Origin of the sequence: Butyricimonas paravirosa (genome assembly GCF_032878955.1) — a bacterium.
Taxonomy (GTDB): Bacteria; Bacteroidota; Bacteroidia; order Bacteroidales; family Marinifilaceae; genus Butyricimonas; species Butyricimonas paravirosa.
The window spans coordinates 217552-239655 of record NZ_CP043839.1 but is presented as its reverse complement, the minus strand read 5'-3'; the positions used below and the strand labels follow the sequence as shown (position 1 = coordinate 239655).

The 22104-nt window shown below is 39.3% G+C and carries 21 protein-coding genes and 1 pseudogene; 8 read left to right on the top strand and 14 right to left on the bottom strand.

Annotated elements, in window-relative coordinates; all coding sequences use genetic code 11:
- Positions 1 to 28: 28 nt before the first annotated feature.
- From uvrA to F1644_RS00890, 11 genes are all read right to left on the bottom strand, one after another.
- Positions 29 to 2791, bottom strand: coding sequence for an excinuclease ABC subunit UvrA (gene uvrA / locus F1644_RS00940; protein WP_118302372.1), 2763 nt, complete (start codon positions 2789 to 2791; stop codon positions 29 to 31).
- Between the two features lie 124 nt (positions 2792 to 2915).
- Positions 2916 to 3356: a 50S ribosomal protein L9 gene (gene rplI / locus F1644_RS00935; protein ID WP_087420231.1), complete on the bottom strand. Its 441-nt coding sequence runs from the start codon at positions 3354 to 3356 to the stop codon at positions 2916 to 2918.
- 21 nt (positions 3357 to 3377) lie between these two features.
- Positions 3378 to 3647, bottom strand: coding sequence for a 30S ribosomal protein S18 (gene rpsR / locus F1644_RS00930; protein ID WP_018336357.1), 270 nt, complete (start codon positions 3645 to 3647; stop codon positions 3378 to 3380).
- 3 nt (positions 3648 to 3650) lie between these two features.
- On the bottom strand, positions 3651 to 3998 hold the full coding sequence (gene rpsF / locus F1644_RS00925) for a 30S ribosomal protein S6 (protein ID WP_027202443.1): 348 nt from the start codon (positions 3996 to 3998) through the stop codon (positions 3651 to 3653).
- Positions 3999 to 4218: 220 nt separating this feature from the next.
- Positions 4219 to 5253, bottom strand: coding sequence for an endolytic transglycosylase MltG (mltG, locus tag F1644_RS00920; RefSeq protein ID WP_118302374.1), 1035 nt, complete (start codon positions 5251 to 5253; stop codon positions 4219 to 4221).
- Between the two features lie 12 nt (positions 5254 to 5265).
- Complete coding sequence (locus F1644_RS00915; RefSeq protein WP_087420228.1) at positions 5266 to 6312, bottom strand: nucleoid-associated protein; 1047 nt, start codon at positions 6310 to 6312, stop codon at positions 5266 to 5268.
- A gap of 5 nt (positions 6313 to 6317) precedes the next feature.
- Positions 6318 to 7835, bottom strand: a complete 1518-nt coding sequence (locus tag F1644_RS00910) for a DUF3078 domain-containing protein (RefSeq protein WP_270546299.1) — start codon at positions 7833 to 7835, stop codon at positions 6318 to 6320.
- Between the two features lie 97 nt (positions 7836 to 7932).
- Positions 7933 to 8742 (bottom strand): SDR family oxidoreductase, encoded by an 810-nt coding sequence (locus tag F1644_RS00905; RefSeq protein ID WP_087420226.1) that lies wholly within the window; start codon positions 8740 to 8742, stop codon positions 7933 to 7935.
- A 188-nt stretch (positions 8743 to 8930) separates the two neighbouring features.
- Positions 8931 to 10154, bottom strand: a complete 1224-nt coding sequence (locus tag F1644_RS00900) for a tetratricopeptide repeat protein (RefSeq protein WP_027202448.1) — start codon at positions 10152 to 10154, stop codon at positions 8931 to 8933.
- Positions 10155 to 10197: 43 nt separating this feature from the next.
- Complete coding sequence (gyrA, locus tag F1644_RS00895) at positions 10198 to 12708, bottom strand: DNA gyrase subunit A (RefSeq protein WP_118302378.1); 2511 nt, start codon at positions 12706 to 12708, stop codon at positions 10198 to 10200.
- A 196-nt stretch (positions 12709 to 12904) separates the two neighbouring features.
- A complete protein-coding gene (locus tag F1644_RS00890) occupies positions 12905 to 13666 on the bottom strand; it encodes an MBL fold metallo-hydrolase (RefSeq protein ID WP_118302380.1) in 762 nt (253 codons plus the stop codon).
- A gap of 123 nt (positions 13667 to 13789) precedes the next feature.
- Here F1644_RS00890 and F1644_RS00885 point away from each other — a divergent pair, with 123 nt between their 5' ends.
- Together F1644_RS00885 and thiD are read left to right on the top strand one after the other, a co-directional pair.
- Positions 13790 to 14497, top strand: coding sequence for an SAM-dependent methyltransferase (locus F1644_RS00885; RefSeq protein ID WP_209279499.1), 708 nt, complete (start codon positions 13790 to 13792; stop codon positions 14495 to 14497).
- Positions 14498 to 14511: 14 nt separating this feature from the next.
- Entirely contained in the window at positions 14512 to 15318 is an 807-nt protein-coding gene (gene thiD / locus F1644_RS00880; RefSeq protein ID WP_118302382.1) for a bifunctional hydroxymethylpyrimidine kinase/phosphomethylpyrimidine kinase, read from the top strand.
- A gap of 131 nt (positions 15319 to 15449) precedes the next feature.
- Here thiD and F1644_RS00875 read toward each other — a convergent pair whose 3' ends face one another.
- From F1644_RS00875 to F1644_RS00865, 3 genes are all read right to left on the bottom strand, one after another.
- Positions 15450 to 16034, bottom strand: coding sequence for an alpha/beta hydrolase (locus F1644_RS00875; protein ID WP_118302384.1), 585 nt, complete (start codon positions 16032 to 16034; stop codon positions 15450 to 15452).
- A 158-nt stretch (positions 16035 to 16192) separates the two neighbouring features.
- Entirely contained in the window at positions 16193 to 16741 is a 549-nt protein-coding gene (locus tag F1644_RS00870) for an NADH peroxidase (RefSeq protein WP_087420221.1), read from the bottom strand.
- A gap of 17 nt (positions 16742 to 16758) precedes the next feature.
- Complete coding sequence (locus tag F1644_RS00865; RefSeq protein WP_118302386.1) at positions 16759 to 17196, bottom strand: Fur family transcriptional regulator; 438 nt, start codon at positions 17194 to 17196, stop codon at positions 16759 to 16761.
- A 167-nt stretch (positions 17197 to 17363) separates the two neighbouring features.
- Here F1644_RS00865 and F1644_RS00860 point away from each other — a divergent pair, with 167 nt between their 5' ends.
- The 6 genes and pseudogenes from F1644_RS00860 to F1644_RS00835 all read left to right on the top strand — a co-directional run bounded on the left by F1644_RS00860 (position 17364) and on the right by F1644_RS00835 (position 22018).
- Positions 17364 to 17693, top strand: coding sequence for a hypothetical protein (locus F1644_RS00860; RefSeq protein WP_140402556.1), 330 nt, complete (start codon positions 17364 to 17366; stop codon positions 17691 to 17693).
- 59 nt (positions 17694 to 17752) lie between these two features.
- A complete protein-coding gene (locus F1644_RS00855) occupies positions 17753 to 19888 on the top strand; it encodes a TonB-dependent receptor (protein WP_118302388.1) in 2136 nt (711 codons plus the stop codon).
- 25 nt (positions 19889 to 19913) lie between these two features.
- Positions 19914 to 20588, top strand: coding sequence for a hypothetical protein (locus tag F1644_RS00850; RefSeq protein ID WP_118302390.1), 675 nt, complete (start codon positions 19914 to 19916; stop codon positions 20586 to 20588).
- A 155-nt stretch (positions 20589 to 20743) separates the two neighbouring features.
- Positions 20744 to 21397, top strand: coding sequence for a superoxide dismutase (locus F1644_RS00845; protein ID WP_118302392.1), 654 nt, complete (start codon positions 20744 to 20746; stop codon positions 21395 to 21397).
- A 125-nt stretch (positions 21398 to 21522) separates the two neighbouring features.
- Positions 21523 to 21778 (top strand): annotated as a pseudogene (locus F1644_RS00840) (DUF4160 domain-containing protein).
- A 6-nt stretch (positions 21779 to 21784) separates the two neighbouring features.
- Complete coding sequence (locus tag F1644_RS00835; protein WP_087420216.1) at positions 21785 to 22018, top strand: DUF2442 domain-containing protein; 234 nt, start codon at positions 21785 to 21787, stop codon at positions 22016 to 22018.
- Positions 22019 to 22104 lie beyond the last annotated feature (86 nt).

The following is a 22104-nucleotide window of genomic DNA, read 5'->3' as shown; positions in this document are numbered from 1 at the left end:
TTTAAATATTCCAAATGAGCAATATCTGTTATTTATTCTCCTGCAATTTCTCTGCAAGATATTTCCCGGTATAAGAGGCTTCACACGTTATCAATTCCTCCGGTGTACCCTCGAAAACGAGATACCCGCCTTCACTTCCTCCTTCCGGTCCCAAATCTATAATATTATCGGCACATTTGATCACATCCATGTTGTGTTCAATAATTAGTACCGTGTGTCCTCGCTCTATCAAGGCATTCAGAGAATCCATCAATTTATGAATATCATGAAAATGTAATCCCGTGGTCGGTTCATCAAACACGAAAAGGGTAGGTTCCGCGTTTTCCTGGCTAAGATGGTAAGCCAGTTTTACTCGCTGGCTCTCTCCACCGCTCAACGTGCTGGATGCCTGGCCTAATTTTATATATCCCAAACCTACATCGATTAATTTTTGCAGTTTGCTAACGATACTGCGCTCACTATGACTTGTCCCGGAAGAGAAAAATTCAACTGCCTGGTTCACGGTCATCTCTAAAATATCGTATATATTCAGGCCCTTGTATTTTACTTCCAGAACTTCATCCTTGAAACGTTTTCCTTTACAATGTTCACATTCCAAGTAGACATCTGCCATAAATTGCATCTCGACCTTGATGATTCCTTCCCCCTGACATTCTTCACAGCGACCTCCCGGTACGTTGAAAGAAAAATGAGCCGGCTTGAACCCGTTCAATTTAGATAATTTTTCGTCAGCAAATATTTTACGTATATCATCCCACGCTTTCAGGTAAGTAACCGGGTTAGAACGAGAAGATTTACCAATCGGATTCTGGTCAATAAATTCCACTCCATGAATAGAATCCACGTCCCCGCTCAAGCGGTTGAAACTTCCTGTACGGTCGGAATAGTCTCCATAATATTTTTTCAAAGCTGGAACCAGAATTGTCTTGATCAATGTACTCTTGCCTGACCCACTGACCCCGGTCACGGCTGTCATTATCCCCAAAGGAATTTTGACATCAATATTCTTAAGGTTATTTTCTGTGGCACCGGAAAGGAGTATGTAACGATTTGATTTTCTCCTTTTTGCCGGAACAGGAATATTCTTTTTTCCATATATATAATCTGCCGTAAGAGTGTCCGCTTTCTTCAAGTTTTTCAGTGTTCCCTGGTACACGATTTCTCCACCCAATCTCCCGGCCAAGGGACCAACATCAATAATTTCATCCGCGGCTTTAATAATATCCTCGTCATGTTCGACTACTACCACGGTGTTACCAATATCACGAAGACGATGAAGTACCTGTATCAAGCGATCCGTATCCCGGGAATGTAACCCGATACTCGGCTCATCCAAGATATACAAGGAACCGACAAGAGCTGAACCCAACGAAGTCGCCAGATTGATACGTTGCGACTCTCCACCGGATAATGAAGAGGATAGACGATTTAGCGTCAAGTATCCAAGACCAACATCCAATAGAAAATCAATCCGGTTATGAATATCCGGAAGGACTCGTGCGGCAATCGTCTTATCGTGTTCGGATAACTGAAGATGGTCAAAATAGACTTTCAGTTCCGAGATGGGCATATCCACGAGTTCCGTGATGGACCGGTTGTTTATTTTCACGTACGTGGCTTCTTTTTTCAAACGAGTCCCGTGACACACCGGACATTTGGTCTTTCCCGTGTATCGGGCAATCATTACACGGTTCTGTATTTTAAACTTTTTGGACTCTAGGTATTCAAAAAATGCGTATATCCCGTTTTCACTATTCCAAAGAAGATCTTTCTCCTTGGCCGTCAGCTCAAAATAAGGGGTATGTACCGGAAAATTTATCTTGTGAGCGTGTTGTACGAAAAAATGTTTCCACTCGCTCATTTTTTCTCCCCGCCAGCACATAACCGCATCATCGTAAACACTTAATGATTTGTTGGGGACCACGAGATCCTCGTCGATCCCGAGTATCTTCCCGTATCCCTCACATTTCGGACAAGCTCCGATGGGGGAGTTAAAGCTGAACGTGTTAATGGTCGGTATTTGGAATTCAATACCATCGGCCTCGAATTTATTTGAGAACGAACGTGTTACTCCATCAATATCAATGTAGCAAGTACCGTTTCCCTCGTAAAGAGCCGTCTCAACGGAATCCTTGATCCGGGATACCGTGTCTTTCTCGTCATTTATCCGGGTCCGGTCTATCACGAGAAACATCTCTTTCGAAGTGTCTACCGGAATATTTTTCTCGATCAAGTCGGAAATTCGTATAAACTCATCTCCGTATTTTATTCGCGAGAATCCCTGACTAATCAAAAGAGGAAGATTTTCATTTGTTGTCTCGGCTAATTTTGCCATGATAACAACCGTCTGATCGGTATGCCCTTCCAAAATATACGAGTAAATATCATCCACGCTATGACGCTTAACTTCTTCACCCGAAATAGGGGAGTAGGTTTTACCGATTCTGGCATACAACAGTTTGATATAATCGTAAAGTTCCGTGGATGTCCCCACGGTTGAACGCGGGTTCGAGGTATTCACTTTTTGCTCGATCGCCACGGCAGGCGGGATTCCTTTAATGTAGTCACATTCCGGTTTATTCAATCTTCCCAAAAACTGACGCGCATAGGAAGACAAGCTTTCAACGTAACGTCTTTGTCCTTCTGCATATAACGTGTCAAAAGCCAGTGAAGATTTACCACTTCCGGAAACTCCGGTAATCACGACAAACTGGTTTAACTTGATATTCAGATCTATATTTTTCAGGTTGTGAACCCGTACTCCTTTCAACTCAATGCTCTGCTTACTCATATATGTCCTTCCAAAATATATACAAAGATAAGACTTTTCGCAAAAAAAGCACCCTTTGGGGGTGCTTTTAGCGTTTGGAATATGTTTGGAAATACGTTTAAGTCTTGTTAATGACTCGTTTTAATTATTCGGAAACTACTTCGAACTCAACATCAACTTTCACTTCTCTGTGAAGTTTGATAAGAGCGGTGTAAGTTCCAATCTCTTTTACATCTTTCAGCACGATCTTCTTCCGGTCGATGTCGAAACCTTTCTCCTTCAAACTTTCAGAAATCATGATGCTGTTAACAGAACCGAAGATCTTACCGGTAGAGCTGGTTTTAGCTCCGATAGTAAGTTTAACCTCAGCTAATTGTGCTGCTATTTCTTCTGCCTCTGCTTTCAGTTTAGCTTCTTTGTGAGCTCTTTGTCTTAAATTTTCTGCAACAACTTTTCTTGCTGAAGGTGTTGCTAAAATAGCGTAACCTTGAGGGATAAGGTAGTTACGTCCGTAACCTTGTTTTACATCAACGATGTCATCCTTATGTCCTAAGTTTGCTATATCTGTCAATAATATTATCTCCATTTGTGTCCTCCTTCCTTAAAATTATTTCATCAAGTCGGTTAAGTAGGGCAACAAAGCAAGATGTCTTGCTCTCTTCACAGCGGTTGCTACTTTCTTTTGGTACTTTACAGAAGTCCCGGTAATTCTTCTAGGAAGAATCTTTCCTTGTTCATTCAAGAATTTCTTTAAAAATTCCGGATCCTTGTAGTCGATGAATTTGATTTTTGCTTTTTTGAATCGACAGTACTTTTTCTTTTTGATTTCAACCGTTGGGGGGGTTAAATATCTAATTTCGCTTTCGTTCTGTGCCATGGCTTATTTCTCCTCTTGTTTTACTTGATTTTTAGCTCTTCTTTTCAATGCATACTCGTAAGCATACTTGTCTAATCTGAACGTCAAGAAACGAATCACTTTTTCGTCACGTCTGTAAGAAGTTTCCAGTTTGTCAACTAGAGTACCTTCTCCTTCGAATTGGATTAAGTGATAAAAACCTGTCGTTTTCTTTTGGATTGGATAAGCCAGCTTGCGTAGACCCCAAGCCTCCTCGTGCTCGATATTACCGCCATTTTCGGTAATAACAGCCTTGAATTTTTCTACCGCTTCCTTTACCTGTATTTCAGATAAAACGGGAGTTGTGATGAAAACGGTTTCGTAATGATTCAACATAACTGATTGTTTATTAATACATTAATGTAATATAAATTTATTTATCGCCCGCAAAGTTACTACTTTCCTTCGGATTTACAAAGAAATTTACCATTTTAGATTTTAGATCCTATTAATTTCGTGATTTAGCGATTATAGATTAAGTGATTCACACCCATGATCTAACGCTTGTTTTCAATCACTTGGTCTCAATATCAGCAATCTCAGAATCTTTCATTTACCTCCAGATTTTCCGTTTATTCAATTCTTGATGGTACTCCCGGGCATAAATATTATGCTGCCGAAGTGTTTTCGAAAAATTATGATACCCGGAAAAGTCACTTTTAGCGCAGAAATACAGATAATCATGTTTTTGATAATTCAACACGCTATCAATGACCTTGATGGAAGCCATCCGGATCGGTCCCGGGGGAAGTCCGGCGTACATATACGTATTATAAGGGGAATCGATCTTCAAGTAACGATCCAATATACGGCTTATCGTGAAATCTCCCAACACGAATTTCAGTGTCGGGCAAGCATCCAATTTAATTCCCCGGTTCAACCGATTGATGTAAACGCCGGCGATGACTGGGTATTCTTCCGGTTTCACGGTCTCTTCTTCGATGATAGAGGCTAACGTGATCACTTCTTCCGGGGAAAGCCCAATTGCAGATGCTTTTGCCATTCGGTCTTCATTCCAGAAACGATGGTATTCTCTTTTCATTCGTTTCAACAAATCAAGAGCCGGGGTATTCCAATAGATCTGATAGGTATTCGGGATAAACATGGCCATGATCGTGGTAGAATCAAATCCTAAATCGGCAAGCACATCAGAATCTTTCAGCAGCGTTAGCAATTCTTCTTTGGAAGTACCTAATTCTTCATGAGCTTCCTCGGCAAATTCAGCCAGCGTTCGCATATTATTAAACGTGAAGTAAACCGGGTATTGATTACCGGAACGGAACATATTGATCAACTCGTTATTATTCATCCCATCCTGAATTTTATACCTTCCGGGTTTCACGGGTGAAGAAAAACGTTTGAGTCTGGCAACCACGCTGGGGGTGTGTGCATTTTCGATGTACCCGTGCCGTCGCAAGGTATCAATCACTTGTGATATAGTGCTACTATCGCGCAAGTAAACAATACCGTCATCTTTGACACTCGTGTTTGGAGCTAAAATATAATAATATCCCAATCCCACACAAGCGAGAAAGATTATTGCCAGTACTCCTAATATGATAACAAATCTCCTGATTTTTTTATTCATAGGCAGGAAGTGTTAGTTTTCTTCTCTAAAATACAGCTTGTAATAATTCATATCCCGGTCCGAGTCATACCCTTTCTCGATGTATTTTTTTTGTCCGTGAATATAAACGTGAAAGTTCTTGTCCAATTTCAACACGTGTTTAAAGTATCTTTTTTCGTCTTTTACCGCACTATTTGATACATCAAACTGGTCTTTTAACGCGAGTTCGTTCTTTTCTTCATAATAGTTTTTGAAATTCTCAAAAGCATCGATAATCTGCGGATCGGAAACAACTTCTTCTTTGAACAAGTTTTCATTGAAAGTATCCGCTTTTTTGAAATAATCAATCGAACGGTTAAGCATATCGATTTGGTCTGCTTTGGGAATGTCATTTTCCTGATTATAAACCTCTTGAACAAAATCTTTGCAGAGTTTCAAGTAATTGGATGTCTGGAAATAGTTATCTTCGCATTGTTCCAATCCCAAGAAATCGGTCGTCCAGTAAACAGCCTCCGTGGAGTTTGTCTTGTCCAAAATACTTACCCGGTAACCGTTTTCACTCTCGACATTGAAGACCAAGCAAGCTTTATCTAATTTTTTGATATTAATACCCGATTCACTTTCCAGTTGATAGCTATTATCATTCATGATAATTTTCAAGAAAGTATCTTTCGTTTCTGATTTAAAAATACCGATGGCATCACAAGGGCCTTCTTCCAGCACGCAATTCTTGAAATGGACCATGTATAACTCTCCGGCTTTTATGTTTGGATGGTTTGACTGGTCGAATAAATGTTGAGCGATATTCAACGAAGCCTCGTAAAAATTCGTGTTATCCTCGAAAATAGAATTAACCGCATTGTACACCAGATTGTGATATAAATTATCTTCAATAGGTGCAAACCGGTAATAGGCGTCCTTCTTAAAAGGTGCAAGAAAATAGCTTTTAAGTAGGTTGTGAACATCCATATCATCCGGTAAAAAGCAAGATTCGGAGAGACGTAATTTTCCATCCTCGTATTTATTGCCGATGTCATGGATCACGATATTATTGATCTCACAGGATTCAAAATTCATCATATGCTTTAAAATCTAAAATATACTCCTAAGTTTAATGTTTGTTTCAATTGTATCTTTTTCGAATCATTCTGGTTATAAACAGCATTAGCATAGACGGAAGTCTGCATGAAATAATTGATTTTAAAGTTCAGCGTTAACCGCCAGTCTAATGTCAATTTTTCCGGTTGTTCATAATAACTGGAAAATATAATCAGATGATTGTCTATTTTCAAGAACTTGAAAAGTTCATGCTGGTTTTTCAATTCAATTTTAGCACCCGCATCACTTTTAAATTTTTTCCCTATTTCTAAACCGTAACGGCTGGGAGCAACGAGGTTTGTATCACGCATATATACCCATTGTCCGGCGATAGGGGACAGGTATAAAGAAATGTTATTTTTGGGTTTATAGTCCAAACCTAGAGATAAGGTAAAATTTCCCGGAGTCAAAAAGGCTGCAATAACCTCTTTATCGGGATTATTCTTTGTCTTGAACAACACTGTATTCATATCGAACTGTGTGGCGTAATTCCAATGTTTAAAAGCCTTTATTCCCAGTTTCGATTGGAGCTCCAACTTATCTTCATTTTTACTCAAATCTTCGCTACCGCTTTTTAAGGCTCCCAGACGATAACGGATCGAGTTTTCCCACGTTGTGTTATTCTTTTTATATGTTGCAAAATACTTTATATCGGAGAGAATTGACAGAGAGTTTTCACCGCCACTGGCCCAGTTACTACTGATAAAACCTTGTCCGAAAGAGAAGGTTACGTCAGAATAGTACATCCAGCGCCTTTTGGTTATTTTTCCAATTTTCATTTCCGATAGTACAAAATACATTGAGTCAGGGGCTTCCAGAAGACATTCCTCAACAATTTCTTTAGGCTCTGAATATTTCTGATATTGATAAACATTTTCATCCAGGAAGAATTTCAGTTGATTTCCTCGCGGCATTACCTTCACCCAGGTTCCTATGGTGTCACCAATAAAATTCTCTGCCATAAAACGATAATATTGTGTTTTACCGGTATTAAGCCACAAGTTTTTAGGACGATTAGAGGCTGATAGTAAGGTGATTTGTACGGAATCACGACTTTTCTCCTTCAACCATTGATAATTCACGTCCTGATCCATAAAAGAGAGTAAGGCTTTCAAGTTCTGGTTCAACAGTTTATCGTATTGTACGGAATCTTCCGGGTGTTCTTTATAAAAATCGACACTGTCTCTTTTAATACGATCTTCAATTTGACGAATCGCCTCTTCTTTTGCCTGTACCGTTTCAAAGTAGTTTCTCACGTAATTGAGCATATATTTAATATGTTCGTTTTCAGCGTAATCACTTAACGTGTTGATGGCCTTGTATAACTCATAATATTTCATTCTTTCTTTCTTCAAGTTATCCAATGCATAACGAACAAGCGGATCATCAATATGTTGATTTTTATGGCGTAAATAAATATACTTGAGTTGAGGCCGTGTATGATAAAGAGAATCTCTCTTGTTATGTTTCAATGGTAACACGTAAGAATGTGACAATTTAGGCACAACACGTATATGTTCTCTCTTTTGGGCAAAAAGGGAATTTATAGATAATAGAAATATAAAAGTAATAAGTACAAGATTCCTCATGTGCTTTTTTTCGTTATTTAAACGGTGAATCAGGTTCTTTAGCCATGTGGCTGTAAGCAAGTTTATCCAACAGGCTAGGGAACCACTTGCTTAAAAACACGGATATTTTTCCTTCAACCAGTGTCATCACAATTTCCCGTTTGCGTTTCACAACACCATTTACAATTATTTGAGCGCATCTTTCTGCACTCATCATTTTATTTTCTGCCCGCGGGCTATCGCCTTGTTGATGTCCGTCTGCTACTAAAGCTGTTTTTCGTATGTTAGACGCCGTGAATCCCGGAGCGGCAACAAGAACATGCAATCCTTTCTTTAAATTCTCAACTCGCAATGTATTCAAGAATCCGCGCACGGCAAATTTACTAGCAGAATATCCGGTTCTTCCGGGTAGTCCCAAGAAACCGGCAACAGAGATAATTCCGACTAAACTACCTTTTGTTTTTAATATATAAGGTAGAGCAAATTTGGTACAATAAACCGTTCCCCAAAAATTCACATCCATTAAACGCCGGATGACATCCAGTTCCAAATCTTCAAATAGCGCACGCATGGATATTCCGGCATTGTTTACAAGAACATCAATTTTACCAAATCGTTCAACTGTTTTCTCAACCAGATTTTTACAATCCAACTCCCGAGTAACATCCGTTTGAACGGAAAGGGCATCAATACCCCGAGATTTTAAATCTGTCTCGATTTTCTGTAATTCATCCAAATTCCGAGCTCCCATGGCAATTTTTGCTCCACGTTTTGCAAATTCATAAACAAGCGCTTTACCTATGCCAGAAGAAGCTCCTGTAATAATTACAACTTTATTTTGCATGAATAATTTTCTTAGATGAATGAAATATTTATTTTGTAACTTACAAATATAGTAACTTTTAGAGGATCATGAAAAGAAAAAGTACTCTTTTCTTCTATTATAATATTTGTCTCATAATTAACGTTATGTAAACTATTGCATATAAAAAAGAAGAAGGAGTGTTATATATCTCCTTCTTCTTGTGATATTTACAAGCTATTCAAAGCCTCCATTGTCTTGTCATACTTCTCTTGATAAACTTTATTTTTTGTTCTCAAGCGGAAATATAATTCTTTCAACGTAGTCAACGTATTCTTGTCATTAGGATTTAATTCCAATGCTTTTTCAAAATAAGGAATTACAGCCTCATATTTCTCCATAACCTTATCCAAGGCAGCGTTATATTCCTTTGCATCAACGATATCCTGTACAACTTTATGATCTTCAATAACCCGGTTCAAATGAATGTTACCCAAGTTATATTGTGCGAAGAAATCATTCGGATTCAGTTCCAAAGTCTTGATATACATTGCCTCAGCCTTTTCTGGTTGATTTAATTTTTCGTATAAAGATCCTTTAGCTCTGTAATATTCAGCTTTATTCGGCTCTTGTTTAATGGCAGCATCCAGGAACTCTTCAGCTTTAGCCGGAGTATCACCCATCAAGTAATAGTTGATTAACTCAACCAGCATATAGTTATCATCCGGATACAATTTGTGTCCTTCATGTAAAAAATTAACAGCTTCTTCCTGTTTTGCTTTTCCAGTAACAGAATCTCCGGCCTCATTAGCGGCACGGCTTTGTCCTAGAAGGATATTTGCCACCATCGCGTAAATCTTTCCGGCTTCATAATTCAATTCCAGAGATTTCTTATAGAATTTAATTGCTTCATCTAGGTCTCCGGCTTTGTGTGCAGCAACTCCAGCATTATAGATGACGGTCGTGTCTACTTTTTGTGTTCCTAACGGGGATTCATTGATTTCCAATACTCGTTTAAAATTGTTTACAGCATCTTTAAAATCTTTGGTATCATCTGTTTTCATTCCTTGATTGTAACAAACAACACCTTGGTTAGTAAAGTCTATAACCAAGTTAGCATACTGGGTCTTTAAATCTTTCTCGAATTTATTCTTATCGTCCAGTTGGATAACTTTTTGATACGAGTCCCAAGCTACACTTAACGGATCTTTGGAGAGTTTTTTGTAATTCTCATCCTGAGTTTCGAAGATCGCTTGATAGATTTGTCCTCTAACCATATAAGCTTTCGCCCAGTTTACGCAATTCTCATGGCCAATAGCTTCATCTATCAGCTCTTTCGCTTTATCCAGCTTTCCCTGCGTGAAAAAGCTAACAGCCGATGTTACTTTCCCCTTTTGCGCGAAAGATATATTCACGCAAAGCAGAAGGGCAATGATAAAAGATAGTTTTTTCATACGTTAAAAATTTGTGTTCCAATTAGATATCATGTGTAAATAATTATTCTTCATCATTCGAATCTGCTACTTCTGTTCCCTCCTGCCCTTCTTCCGGAAGATTCTCTTCTTTCGAAGCGGATACTTTCGCTACTGCTGCAATAGCATCATCATTTCTCAAATTAATTAATCTCACTCCCTGCGTGTTACGTCCCATAACTCTCAAGGTACTAACATCCAGTCTTATCGTCAATCCTGACTTGTTAATAATCATCAAGTTATCTTCATCCGTAACGTCAAGCAAGGCGATCAGGTTACCTGTTTTTTCCGTCATGTTGATGGTCTTAACACCCTTACCACCTCTATTGGTGATACGATAATCCTCGATACTGGAACGTTTTCCATATCCATTTTCAGACACGACCAACACGTCGGATTTACCGGATTCAATGCAAATCATACCGATTACCTCGTCTCCTTCGTTATCCAGCGAGATACCCTTTACCCCGGATGCAGTTCTACCCATCGGACGAACTTTTTCTTCCGGGAAACGGATGGCTTTACCGGATTTGACCGCTATCATGATGTCACATTTACCATTGGTCATTTTTGCATCCAACAGTTGATCCCCGTCTTTAATTGTAATTGCATTCACACCATTCGCTCTCGGACGAGAGTAGGCTTCCAAGGTCGTTTTTTTCACAATACCTTGTTTCGAGCATAATACAATATAGTTATTATTGATATACTCTTCATCTTTCAAATTGAGGATGTTGATATAAGCCTTCACCTTATCATCCGGCTCGATATTCAATAAATTCTGGATAGCTCTACCCTTGGATTGTTTAGTTCCTTCCGGGATTTCCCATACTTTCAGCCAGAAACATTTTCCTTTTTCAGTGAAGAACAACATGGTGTTATGCATCGTGGCCATAATCATGTGTTCAAGAAAATCTTCATCTCTCGTGGCAGATCCTTTCGAACCTACTCCCCCGCGATTTTGAACCTTATATTCGGATAGCGGAGTCCGCTTGATGTATCCCATGTGAGAAATAGTGATTACCATTTCTTCATCGGCATAAAAATCTTCCGGGTTGAATTCTTCAGAGGCATAAACGATGTCTGTTTTACGCTCATCGTTATATTGAGCTTTCACCTGAAGTAGCTCATCTTTGATAATTTGCATTCTTAATTCTAAACTAGCTAGAATTTCTTTCAAATGCTCGATCAATTTCATGATGTCGTCATACTCGGCTCTTAGCTTATCTTGCTCCAGACCTGTTAGTTGACGTAATCTCATTTCAACGATAGCACGAGCTTGTACCTCCGTCAAGGAGAAACGTTCAATCAAATTATTCTTCGCTTCCTCCGGAGTTTTAGATGCCCGGATAATCCGGATTACTTCGTCAATATGATCACTGGCAATGATCAAACCTTCCAGAATGTGAGCCCGATCTTCCGCTTGCTTTAATTCAAATTGAGTACGCCGTGTAATGACATCATGACGATGTTCCACGAATAACCGGATCAAGTCCTTCAAATTCAACAAACGGGGTCTACCTCCCACGAGCGCGATGTTGTTCACCCCGAAAGAAGTTTGAAGAGCCGTATGTTTTAATAATGTATTCAGTACGACATTGGCAATAGCATCTTTTTTCAAATCAATAACGATACGCATACCGCTACGGTCGGATTCGTCATTGATATTAGAGATACCATCTATTTTTTTCTCGTTCACCAGATCAGCAATGCGAGAAATCAATTCTGCCTTGTTGACCATATAAGGAATTTCGTGAACGATCAGTTTTTCCCGGCCATGAGGAGTTGTCTCCACGGATGTTTTCGAACGCACAACCACGCGACCTCTTCCCGTGTGATATGCCTCTTTCACCCCGGCATACCCGTAAATTGTTCCTCCCGTGGGGAAATCCGGAGCTTTTATGATCCGGATCAAGTCATCTATTTCAATATCCCGGTCATCAATATAAGCACAAATAGCATCGATCGTGTCACGCAGATTGTGGGGAGGCATATTAGTAGCCATTCCAACCGCAATACCTGAGGCACCATTCACGAGTAACAACGGAATTTTAGTGGGTAGAACGCTGGGTTCTTTTAATGATTCGTCGAAGTTCGGAATCATGTCCACGGTATCCTTATCCAAATCCACCAACGTGTCCTCGGTTACCTTCATCAAACGAGCCTCAGTATAACGCATTGCCGCGGGGCTATCTCCATCCACGGAACCGAAGTTTCCTTGTCCGTCAACCAGCGGATAACGTAAAGACCAACTTTGAGCCATACGTACCATCGCCATGTAAACCGAGCTATCACCATGAGGGTGGTACTTTCCGAGTACCTCTCCGACAATTCTCGCTGACTTTTTGAATGGTTTACCAGACGTAACACCCAATTCGCTCATTCCATATAATACCCTTCTCTGTACCGGTTTCAAACCGTCCCTAACATCAGGTAATGCACGCGACACAATCACCGACATTGAATAGTCAATGTACGAAGATTTCATCTCCTCCTCGATGTTGATCTTGATAATTTTTTCTCCGACGTTTTCCATTTATAATATTAAATTACACTATTAACGCATTGTTTTATAGGGCATTATTCTAAATTTCACCCCTATATTACTAAAATCCCACAAATGTAATAAAAACAGTGGATTAACGGAAATTTTAAGTCCTTTTTTATTCACATTCACTCTTGCCTTTCAGCAAGCATTTAACAAAAAGGAAACCGGAGCGAGTAATAAGATTTTAGAACTCAAATGATAACATATCATGAGCCAGTTGTATATTTTCAGGTAATTCCCGCGAGACCTCTTCGTGCAATCCCATCTGATGACCGATATGCGTGATGTAGGCCTGTTTCACGTGTAAGGTTTTCACTACATCAATGGCTTGATTCAGCGTAAAGTGAGAAAGGTGGACTTCTTTACGTAAGGCATTAATCACCATGTATTCGACGCCTTTCAGTTTTTTCATACTTGCCTCCGATATGAAATTCGCATCCGTGATATAAGCGAAGTTATCAATACGAAATGCCGTCACGGGGAGCTTGTAGTGCATCACCGTAATAGGTTCTATTTTAATATCCCCAATCCAGAATGGGGCTTCACCTATCACGTGAATGTTCATTTCAGGTACACCGGGATAACGGAATGCTGCGAAAGCGTAGTCATAATCCTTACTGATAACGTCTTTCGTTCTCTGGTTACAGTAGATGTCTACCTCGCCATTTTTGACCCAGTTAAAAGCCCGAATATCGTCCAGTCCCCCGATATGGTCTTTGTGTTCATGTGTCAGCAGCAAAGCTGTCACGTCCTTTACACCCGCCCGTAGCATCTGTGTTCGGAAATCAGGTCCCGCGTCTATAATTAGTTTTTTATCCCCAAGATCAATCATGGCAGAACTCCTTAAACGCTTGTCATTCTCATCCGTAGATTGACAAACAGGACATTCGCAAGCAATAACGGGAACCCCTTGTGAAGTTCCACTTCCTAAAATCGTTACTCTCATCTGTTGAAGACTGAAAAATAATTATATTCTGACATCGAAAATTCCATACAGAACGTTTTATTGTGTCATGCAAAAATAATAAGATTCGGAATAATCCTGTATATTTGCCCCAAACATTTTATTATGGGAAAATTATATTTGATCCCCAATTTACTTGGGGAGACACCGATAGAGCGGGTTATTCCTGATGATGTAGTTCATATCATTAAGAATATCAAAGTTTTTGCAACTGAAAACGTGAAAAATACCCGTCGTTATTTAAAGAAAATAGATAAAGCGATAAATATTGATGAACTCGTTTTTTTAGACCTGAATGAACATTCGGACATAAAAGATATTGAAACCTATCTCCCCTATCTGGCCGATCAAGATATGGGGATTATCTCCGAGGCCGGATGTCCCGGTATTGCAGATCCGGGAGCCGAATTGGTAGCATTAGCCCATAAACACGATTATCAGGTAATTCCTTTAGTGGGTCCCTCTTCTATTTTATTGGCTCTGATAGCCTCCGGGGCTAACGGGCAAAACTTCTCGTTTAATGGTTATTTACCCATTGCTAAGCCTGAACGCATTAAAACATTGAAAACTTACGAGAAACAATCTGCCGTGGAGAACCGGACACAATTATTTATAGAGACCCCCTATCGGAACGTGCAATTATTCGAGGATATGATAGCCACCTTGTCTCCCACGACACGCCTCACGATAGCCTGTGATATTACGACAGAAAATGAATACATAAAAACCATGTTAATAAAGGATTGGAAACACGTGAAACCGGATATAAATAAACGCCCGACGATCTTCGTGTTATATGCCCGATCATTCTAAACCTTTTATTTGTCATGAAAACCTACAAGAGAGTATTATCTATAGCCGGTTCCGATAGCGGTGGTGGTGCCGGAGTTCAAGCAGACTTGAAAGCGATCTCCGCCTGCGGGTGTTTCGCCATGACCGCCATTACAGCCGTAACAGCTCAAAATACATTAGGTGTGAGAGCCATTGAACCTCTTCCCGTGAATGTCATAGAGACCCAGATTAGGGCTTGTTTAGACGATATTGGTGTGGATGCGGTAAAAATTGGTATGTTACATTCCGTGGAAGTGATTCAAGCCGTCACGAGAGTATTAGCCGATTACCCGATCAAGCACGTTGTCGTGGACCCGGTAATGGTGGCAACCTCAGGCGATCTGCTTGTGCAGCAAGAGGCCATTGCCGTGATGCAAAAGGAATTATTCCCGTTGGCTACCGTGATCACTCCCAACCTTTACGAGATAGAAATTCTCTCCGGAAAGAAAATACGCTCTCAGGAAGATTTATATCTTTCCATTCCTGCATTGAAGAATATCGGCGCTCGCAATGTCTTATTAAAAGCCGGACACTTGGAATGTGAAGAGATAACAGATGTTTTAATTGATTGTGAGAATGATTTGGAATATCGTTATCCGGCAAAGAAAATAATCACCCCGAATACACATGGTACCGGGTGTTCTTTATCATCCTCCGTGGCCTCTTATTTAGCCCATGATTTTCCCTTGAACATAGCCGTGGAAAAAGCCTTGAATTATTTGCACGGGGCCATAGAAACGGCTGCCGGGTACCAAATAGGGCATGGACATGGAGCCATTCATCATTTTTACAAGTGGTGGTGAGCCTTTCAAATATGCTCGTTTATAGGTAAAACCCTAGTATAACGTTGTTACAACCCATAGATAAGGATAAATCTAACAATAAAGCCGCCTCTATCAACTAGAGACGGCTTTTTCCTAATATAGTGTGATTGTCAATGTGTTTTAAACCAGCGGAAGACATTCCTTACCGTTTTATCCAGAACAAGAGGATCTTCAAAATATTGTGCATGAGTAACGGAACCTTCCCATATCGCTAATTTTTCCTCCGCACAGATCGTGTCGTACACGCGTTGAGCGGATTGGTACTCCTTTTCGTTTTCACCTCCGTGAATAACGATTGTTGGTACTTTTACCCGAGATGCCTCTTTGCGTTTGTAGCATCCTGCCACTAAAGCGATAGCTTTCAATCGTTTTTCCGCTTCTGTACTGGCCAGAACTTCATTCGTTCCGTTACATATTCCCATGGCGTACATTTTATTCGGATCAACTTCATCTTTCAAACTCAAATAATCAATGGCTGCTTTTACATTTTGAGTTTCCTCCATTCCTAAAACGACAAAACCATAGTTTGCCAATCGCGTGGCATATTGTAATAATACCGTGTTATTCGAGGCATCTTTGGGGCCTAAAACAAGTATTGCCGGTTTTTTACCCTTTTCTTGTGGATTACACAACCAACCTTTACTATCAATTCCTCTATCTGATAAAGTGACGTCTTCGCATCTATAAGTTCTCATACAATTCTCCGTGTTAAATTCAATTTCGAGTGTTGTTACGGGAACTTATAAGGTAAAGTTACATAAAATACGTATAAAAAATGTACTATTTTATTAATAAAAAGAGATCGTCTAAGCCTTGACGATCTCTTTAATCTTATAAAATAACCTACAATAGATTACTTGAAGTAACGATTGTATAAACCTTCGAAACCTTTACCATGACGGGCTTCGTCTTTACACATTTCATGAACGGTATCATGGATAGCATCCAAATCCAATTTTTTAGCCAAAGTAGCAATACGTTTTTTATCCTCGCAAGCACCAGCTTCTGCCTCCATACGTTTTTTCAAGTTTGTTTTGGTATCCCAAACACATTCTCCCAATAATTCTGCAAATTTAGCCGCGTGCTCTGCCTCTTCAAAAGCATAGCGTTTGAAAGCCTCTGCAATCTCCGGATAACCTTCACGATCAGCCTGACGACTCATAGCCAAATACATCCCGACTTCTGAACATTCCCCGTTGAAATGCGCTCTCAATCCTTCGAGAACTTCAGGATCAACTCCTTTTGCTACACCGAGACGATGTTCGTCAACGAACGTCAAAGCACCTTCGGTTTCAACTAATTCTTTAAACTTGCTTTTCGGTTGTTTACATTGAGGACAAATTTCCGGAGCTTCGTCTCCTTCATGAACGTAGCCACATACGGTACAGATAAATTTTTTCATAACGCACTTTTTAAATGTTATAATAATATGTTTTTTCTTTTCTCTTCGGCGCATTTTTTACAATACCCCTTGTAATAAAGATGAATTTCTGTAATAATCAATTCCCCTACTCCTTCCAATTGTATCGCATCCTGATTTTCAACCGGAAGATCATACACGCAACCACATTCCAAGCACATGAAATGAGCGTGACTCGACGTGTCAATATCGAATCGCACGTTTTTTTCATCGATCACGAGAGCTTTCACCGCACCTTGCTCCGTGAACAATTTCATCGTATTGTATATGGTCGTTTTAGACAAAGTAGGCATGGTCGGATATAAAGCATTATAAATCTCGTCAGCCGTCGGATGGACCCGGTGTGCCATCAAATAATCCATAATTGCCATTCTCTGCAAGGATGGTTTGATGTTATATTTTAGTAAATACTCCCGTGTTCCTTCAACTGTATTCATTGCTTATTTGTAATCGTTACAATTTTATATCGAGTGCAAATATCGTTATCTTTTTTATAAATGCAACATCTCGAATTGTATTTTGCAAAAATTTAGAACAGTTCTAATTAGTGATGTTCACATAGAATTTTGATCATCCCTATCTAATTATTTTATAGATTTGCACCATGTTTTTTATCGGACCATCGGCAAACATATTCGTTTATTTGCTTGTTTCAGCGTTCTTTGTGATATGTTTCTATGCACAAACTGAAATAAGACTCCCGGAAGGTATTCCGGGACAAGAAAGAATTATCGAATACCGGATCGGGAAAAACGAGATATGCTATTGCCAGACGATGGAAGACGAGGAGGTTATATCCTCTCCAAACTCTCCTTATTTAAAAATAACAGACGATCGATCGAAAACCAAACAATATGTCTATTTTGGTCACTATGACGATCCTAACCTTATATTATTAACACTAAGGGCCCCTCCCGCTATCCACTTGTCGTAATCCTTTAAGAGGAAAAAGTGGAATAATTCACGGGATATATTAATTTAAAACAACATCAAATGCGGATCATATATAGCATTCTGCTATTGACATTTATTTCCGGTCATTTGTTTGCGCAACGGTCCGAGACCGTGCAGACGAATGATTCTACATTCAGTGTCATTAAACAATTGAAAGAAGTCGTCATTACGGCTGAAAAGAGGGAATTATCCATTAGCGAGATTCCTGTTGCTCTTAGCGTGATTAGCGGGAAAAACTTGTTGAACGAGAATAATCCGGATCTCCGGAACCTGTCGGGAATCGTTCCGAATTTCTACATGCAGGAAGGTGGCTTGAAACTATCAACTCCGCTCTATGTTCGTGGAATTGGAACGGTATCCGGGACTCCACCCGTCGGTTTGTACGTGGATGGAGTTCCAATTTTTGACAAAAATGCTTTTATATTTGATTTGTATGACATTAGGCAAATAGAAGTACTGCGAGGCCCTCAAACAACCTTGTACGGTCGGAACAGTATCATCGGTTTGATTAATATTCGGACAAATCCTCCTGCGACAAAGCTTTCTTTGCAAGCAAAAGCTGGTGTTTCCAGTTATAATTCGCAGAATTACATGATTATGGCTAATTTGCCTATAAATAAAGTCCTGTATAACAAATTATCTTTTGCATATAATCGCACGGACGGATATTTCAAGAATGATTTTACCGGGGGAAAATCGAACAAGTCGGATTCATACGATATTCGTTACCAGGGAAGCGTGTTTACGGATGCAACATGGAAAGTGGCGTTTGGTCTGAACTATAACCATAGTTTTGATGATGGTTACGCTTATCATGCCGTTGATTCTTTAAAAGCACACCGCTATCGGGTTAATTATAACGCAGACGCATCCTATAAACGGGATTTATTGTCCACGTACGTGAACATTCAGAAACATTTTTCTCAAACTCTGTTGAACTGGATCACTTCCTATTCCCGGGCTAAAGATAAACAGGTTCTGGATGCCGATTTCACGTATCATGATGTATTTCAAAATGAAAAGGAATCGAAACAGGATCTGATCACGCAAGAGATTAATTACCAATCCTCCCAAGGCGAGAAAATCGATTGGACATTAGGAACATTCGGTTTCTACAAGGACCTGACGAATGATTACTTAGCCACTTTTGGTACGGAACGTCACTTACTTCTCCCGCTAGATTTGGATCAAGCGTCGTATTATAACAACACTTCGACTTGGGGAATTGCCGGATACGGGCAAGTTACCGTGAAAAATCTCTTGCCGGGGATGTTCGTTACTTCCGGAATCAGGTATGATTACGAGAAAGCGTCTCTCTCCTACCGGGACAGTTTGTTATTTCACGACGCAGACCAGTTTACCGGTTATCATGATTGGGATGAAAACCATTCTTACGCGGCTTGGTTACCCAAATTTTCCATTCTACAAAAATGGAACGAGCAGTTATCCACCTACTTGAACATATCTAAAGGATATAAAGCCGGCGGGTATAATATCATTTCAAACGAAATGACCACGCAGGTTGTAGAACTGGAATATGGTAAAGAATCCTTGTGGAATTACGAGCTTGGGGCTAAATACTTCAGCGCTAATGGACGGTTTAACTTGAACGGAGCGCTTTTTTATATTGATTGGAAAGATCAGCAAATCTTCGTCATGGAGATGATGGGGCCGATTATCAAGAATGCAGGAGACGCCCGCAGTATCGGTGCGGAGATTGATTTAAGTTGGGAATGTCTGCCACGATTGGTTTATTTCCTTTCCTCAGGATATAGTAATTCGGAATACTACCACCACTTAACCAAGGAATATGAGGGTAATAAAATTGTCATGGCCCCGGAATTCACGATGAACACGGGGGTATCGTATTCCAAGACAATCAAGTCCTTATTATTCAAATCTTTCACGGCAACTACGTCTGTTACTGGTTTCGGGACCCAATATTTTGACGAGGCGAACACCATGAAACAAGATCCCTATTTCCTTTGGAACATGGATTTGGGTATTTCCGGTAAACACATCGATTTCCACGTGTGGGGTAAGAACATTTTGGATAAAAGTTTCTTTTGCTACATGTTCAACAGCCCCGTGGGCAAGAACTTGCCGGAATACATGAAATCCGGACAATCCGGGGCACCCTCTCGATTCGGGGCCTCTATAACAATAAAATTATAAACAATCATTTTAAATTTATCTATATATGAAAAACAAATTAATTTACTTGATCTCTGTATTATTTGTGGCAGTTGCATGTTTCTCTTGTAGCGACGATGATGATAATAATAACAATAAAGACCTTATCGGGACTTGGAATTATTCAGGAAAAGCGGCTGATATTCATTTTGAGTTTGACTATAATGGCGATGAGATCAGTTTCCCCGAAGGATTGATTCCATCAGGGGTTATCCCAGAAGAAATTCCAGGAGTTAGTGAAACGGGGATTGATGTTACCATGATTAAAGTGGCGCTACCCATGCTTGCAAATAAATATATGTCTCAATATTTCCAAGGAATTAAATTTACTTCTGAAACCGAGATGGAAATATTAATGACCATGAATGACCAACCAGCAACTTTAAAGACGACTTATACGATTCAAAAAGATATTATAAAAGTCAGTACACAAAGTGATGGTTTTAAAGAGCTATTAGGCACCATTCCCGTTACCTCGATTGATTTGAATTACAAAATAGCAAACAATGAATTGACAGTATATTTAAATACTTCTTACGTAAAAACACTCCTTGCGGCAGTTCCGGCTATTTTAAAAGTTACAGACTTGCCAGCAGAACAACAAACAATAATTGAAGACTTTGTTGAATCTTTTTCAAAAAATCTTAAAACACTGGAATTCGGTGCAAAACTGACGAAATAGAGTCATCCATGTACATGGATAAAAACGGGTAGTGAAAAATAGTAACTACCCGTTTTATTTTTTTCATAGAAAGCAGTAACTTTATTCATATTTTATCGTATCCTTAGTAATAGAATTTGTAAATTTAAAAACAGTTTAATTTAAAACATAAAGATATGAAAACAGAAGAGTACAAAGAATTGGATGTGTTGATGTCATCAGAGGTTATAAATACAAAAGGTGAGGACAACAAATTTAAACTACCCCCTCTACCCTATAAAGAAAACGCATTAGAACCTTATATCAGCGAACGTACCATCCAATACCACCACGGAAAACATCTTGCAACTTATATTACGAACCTGAATAATTTAATCGTGGGTACCGAATACGAAAAAATGTGTTTAGAAGGTATCGTGATCAAATCCGAAGGTGGTATTTTCAATAATGCAGCACAAACATATAATCATATATTCTACTTCGAGACCTTCCAGGCTCATCATGCTGCACAAGTTGCTCCGACAGGAAAAATAAAGGAATTGATTGATAAATCATTTGGAAGTTTCGATGCCTTCAAGGAAGCGTTTGCTAAAGCAGCCACCACTTTATTTGGTTCAGGATGGGCCTGGTTGGTTGTGGACAAAGAGGGTAAACTGGAAATCGTACAAACCGGTAATGCAGATACTCCATTGAAACATGGAAAGAAACCCGTGTTGACAATTGATGTCTGGGAACACGCTTACTATTTGGACACCCAAAACGCTCGTCCGAAATACATTGAAAATTATTGGAACATTATAAACTGGGACGTTGTAAACAAACGCCTTTAAAATCCATAATGCATAGAACATCTCTAGCGGCAATTCAATTCCATTGCCGCTATTTTTATAACCTTTTATTTGTGAAAACAGAACTAATTCGTTACATTTGTTATAAACTAGAAAATACATGAATTATGCCCGAAATTTGTAGGTTTTTTGGTATTATAATATTCCTTTATTGGAAAGATCACAATCCACCACATCCATTTCACTTATGGAAATTATGAATGTTCAATCAGTATTCTGGATCGAATTGTTGATGGTCAAGCCCCAGCAAAGGTGATTGTTAAAGTCAATGAGTGGATTGATTTACATGAAACAGAGATTCTTACACTTTGGGAAAAAGCCCAAAAAGGTGAAAAAATAGATAAAATAGAACCTTTAAAATAATTATTTATGTTACGAGTAGTCGATGTTGATTATATCAAAGATTATGAACTTCTTGTAACTTTCAGTGATGGGAACAAGAAGAAAGTTGATTTGAGACCTTACTTAACGGGAGAAGTTTTTGGTGAACTATTGGATAAAGAAAAGTTTGTTCAATACGGCTTAACCCGTATCACTATTGAATGGGCCAATGGAGCTGATTTAGCACCAGAGTTTTTGTATGAAATCGGAACTGCCGCATAATATTTAGGTGTCTTGAATTTGTCGGTCTGAGAGTTAAATTCACAAATAAAAAACAAGCCTTTATCGCTGATTTTGCTGATAAAGGC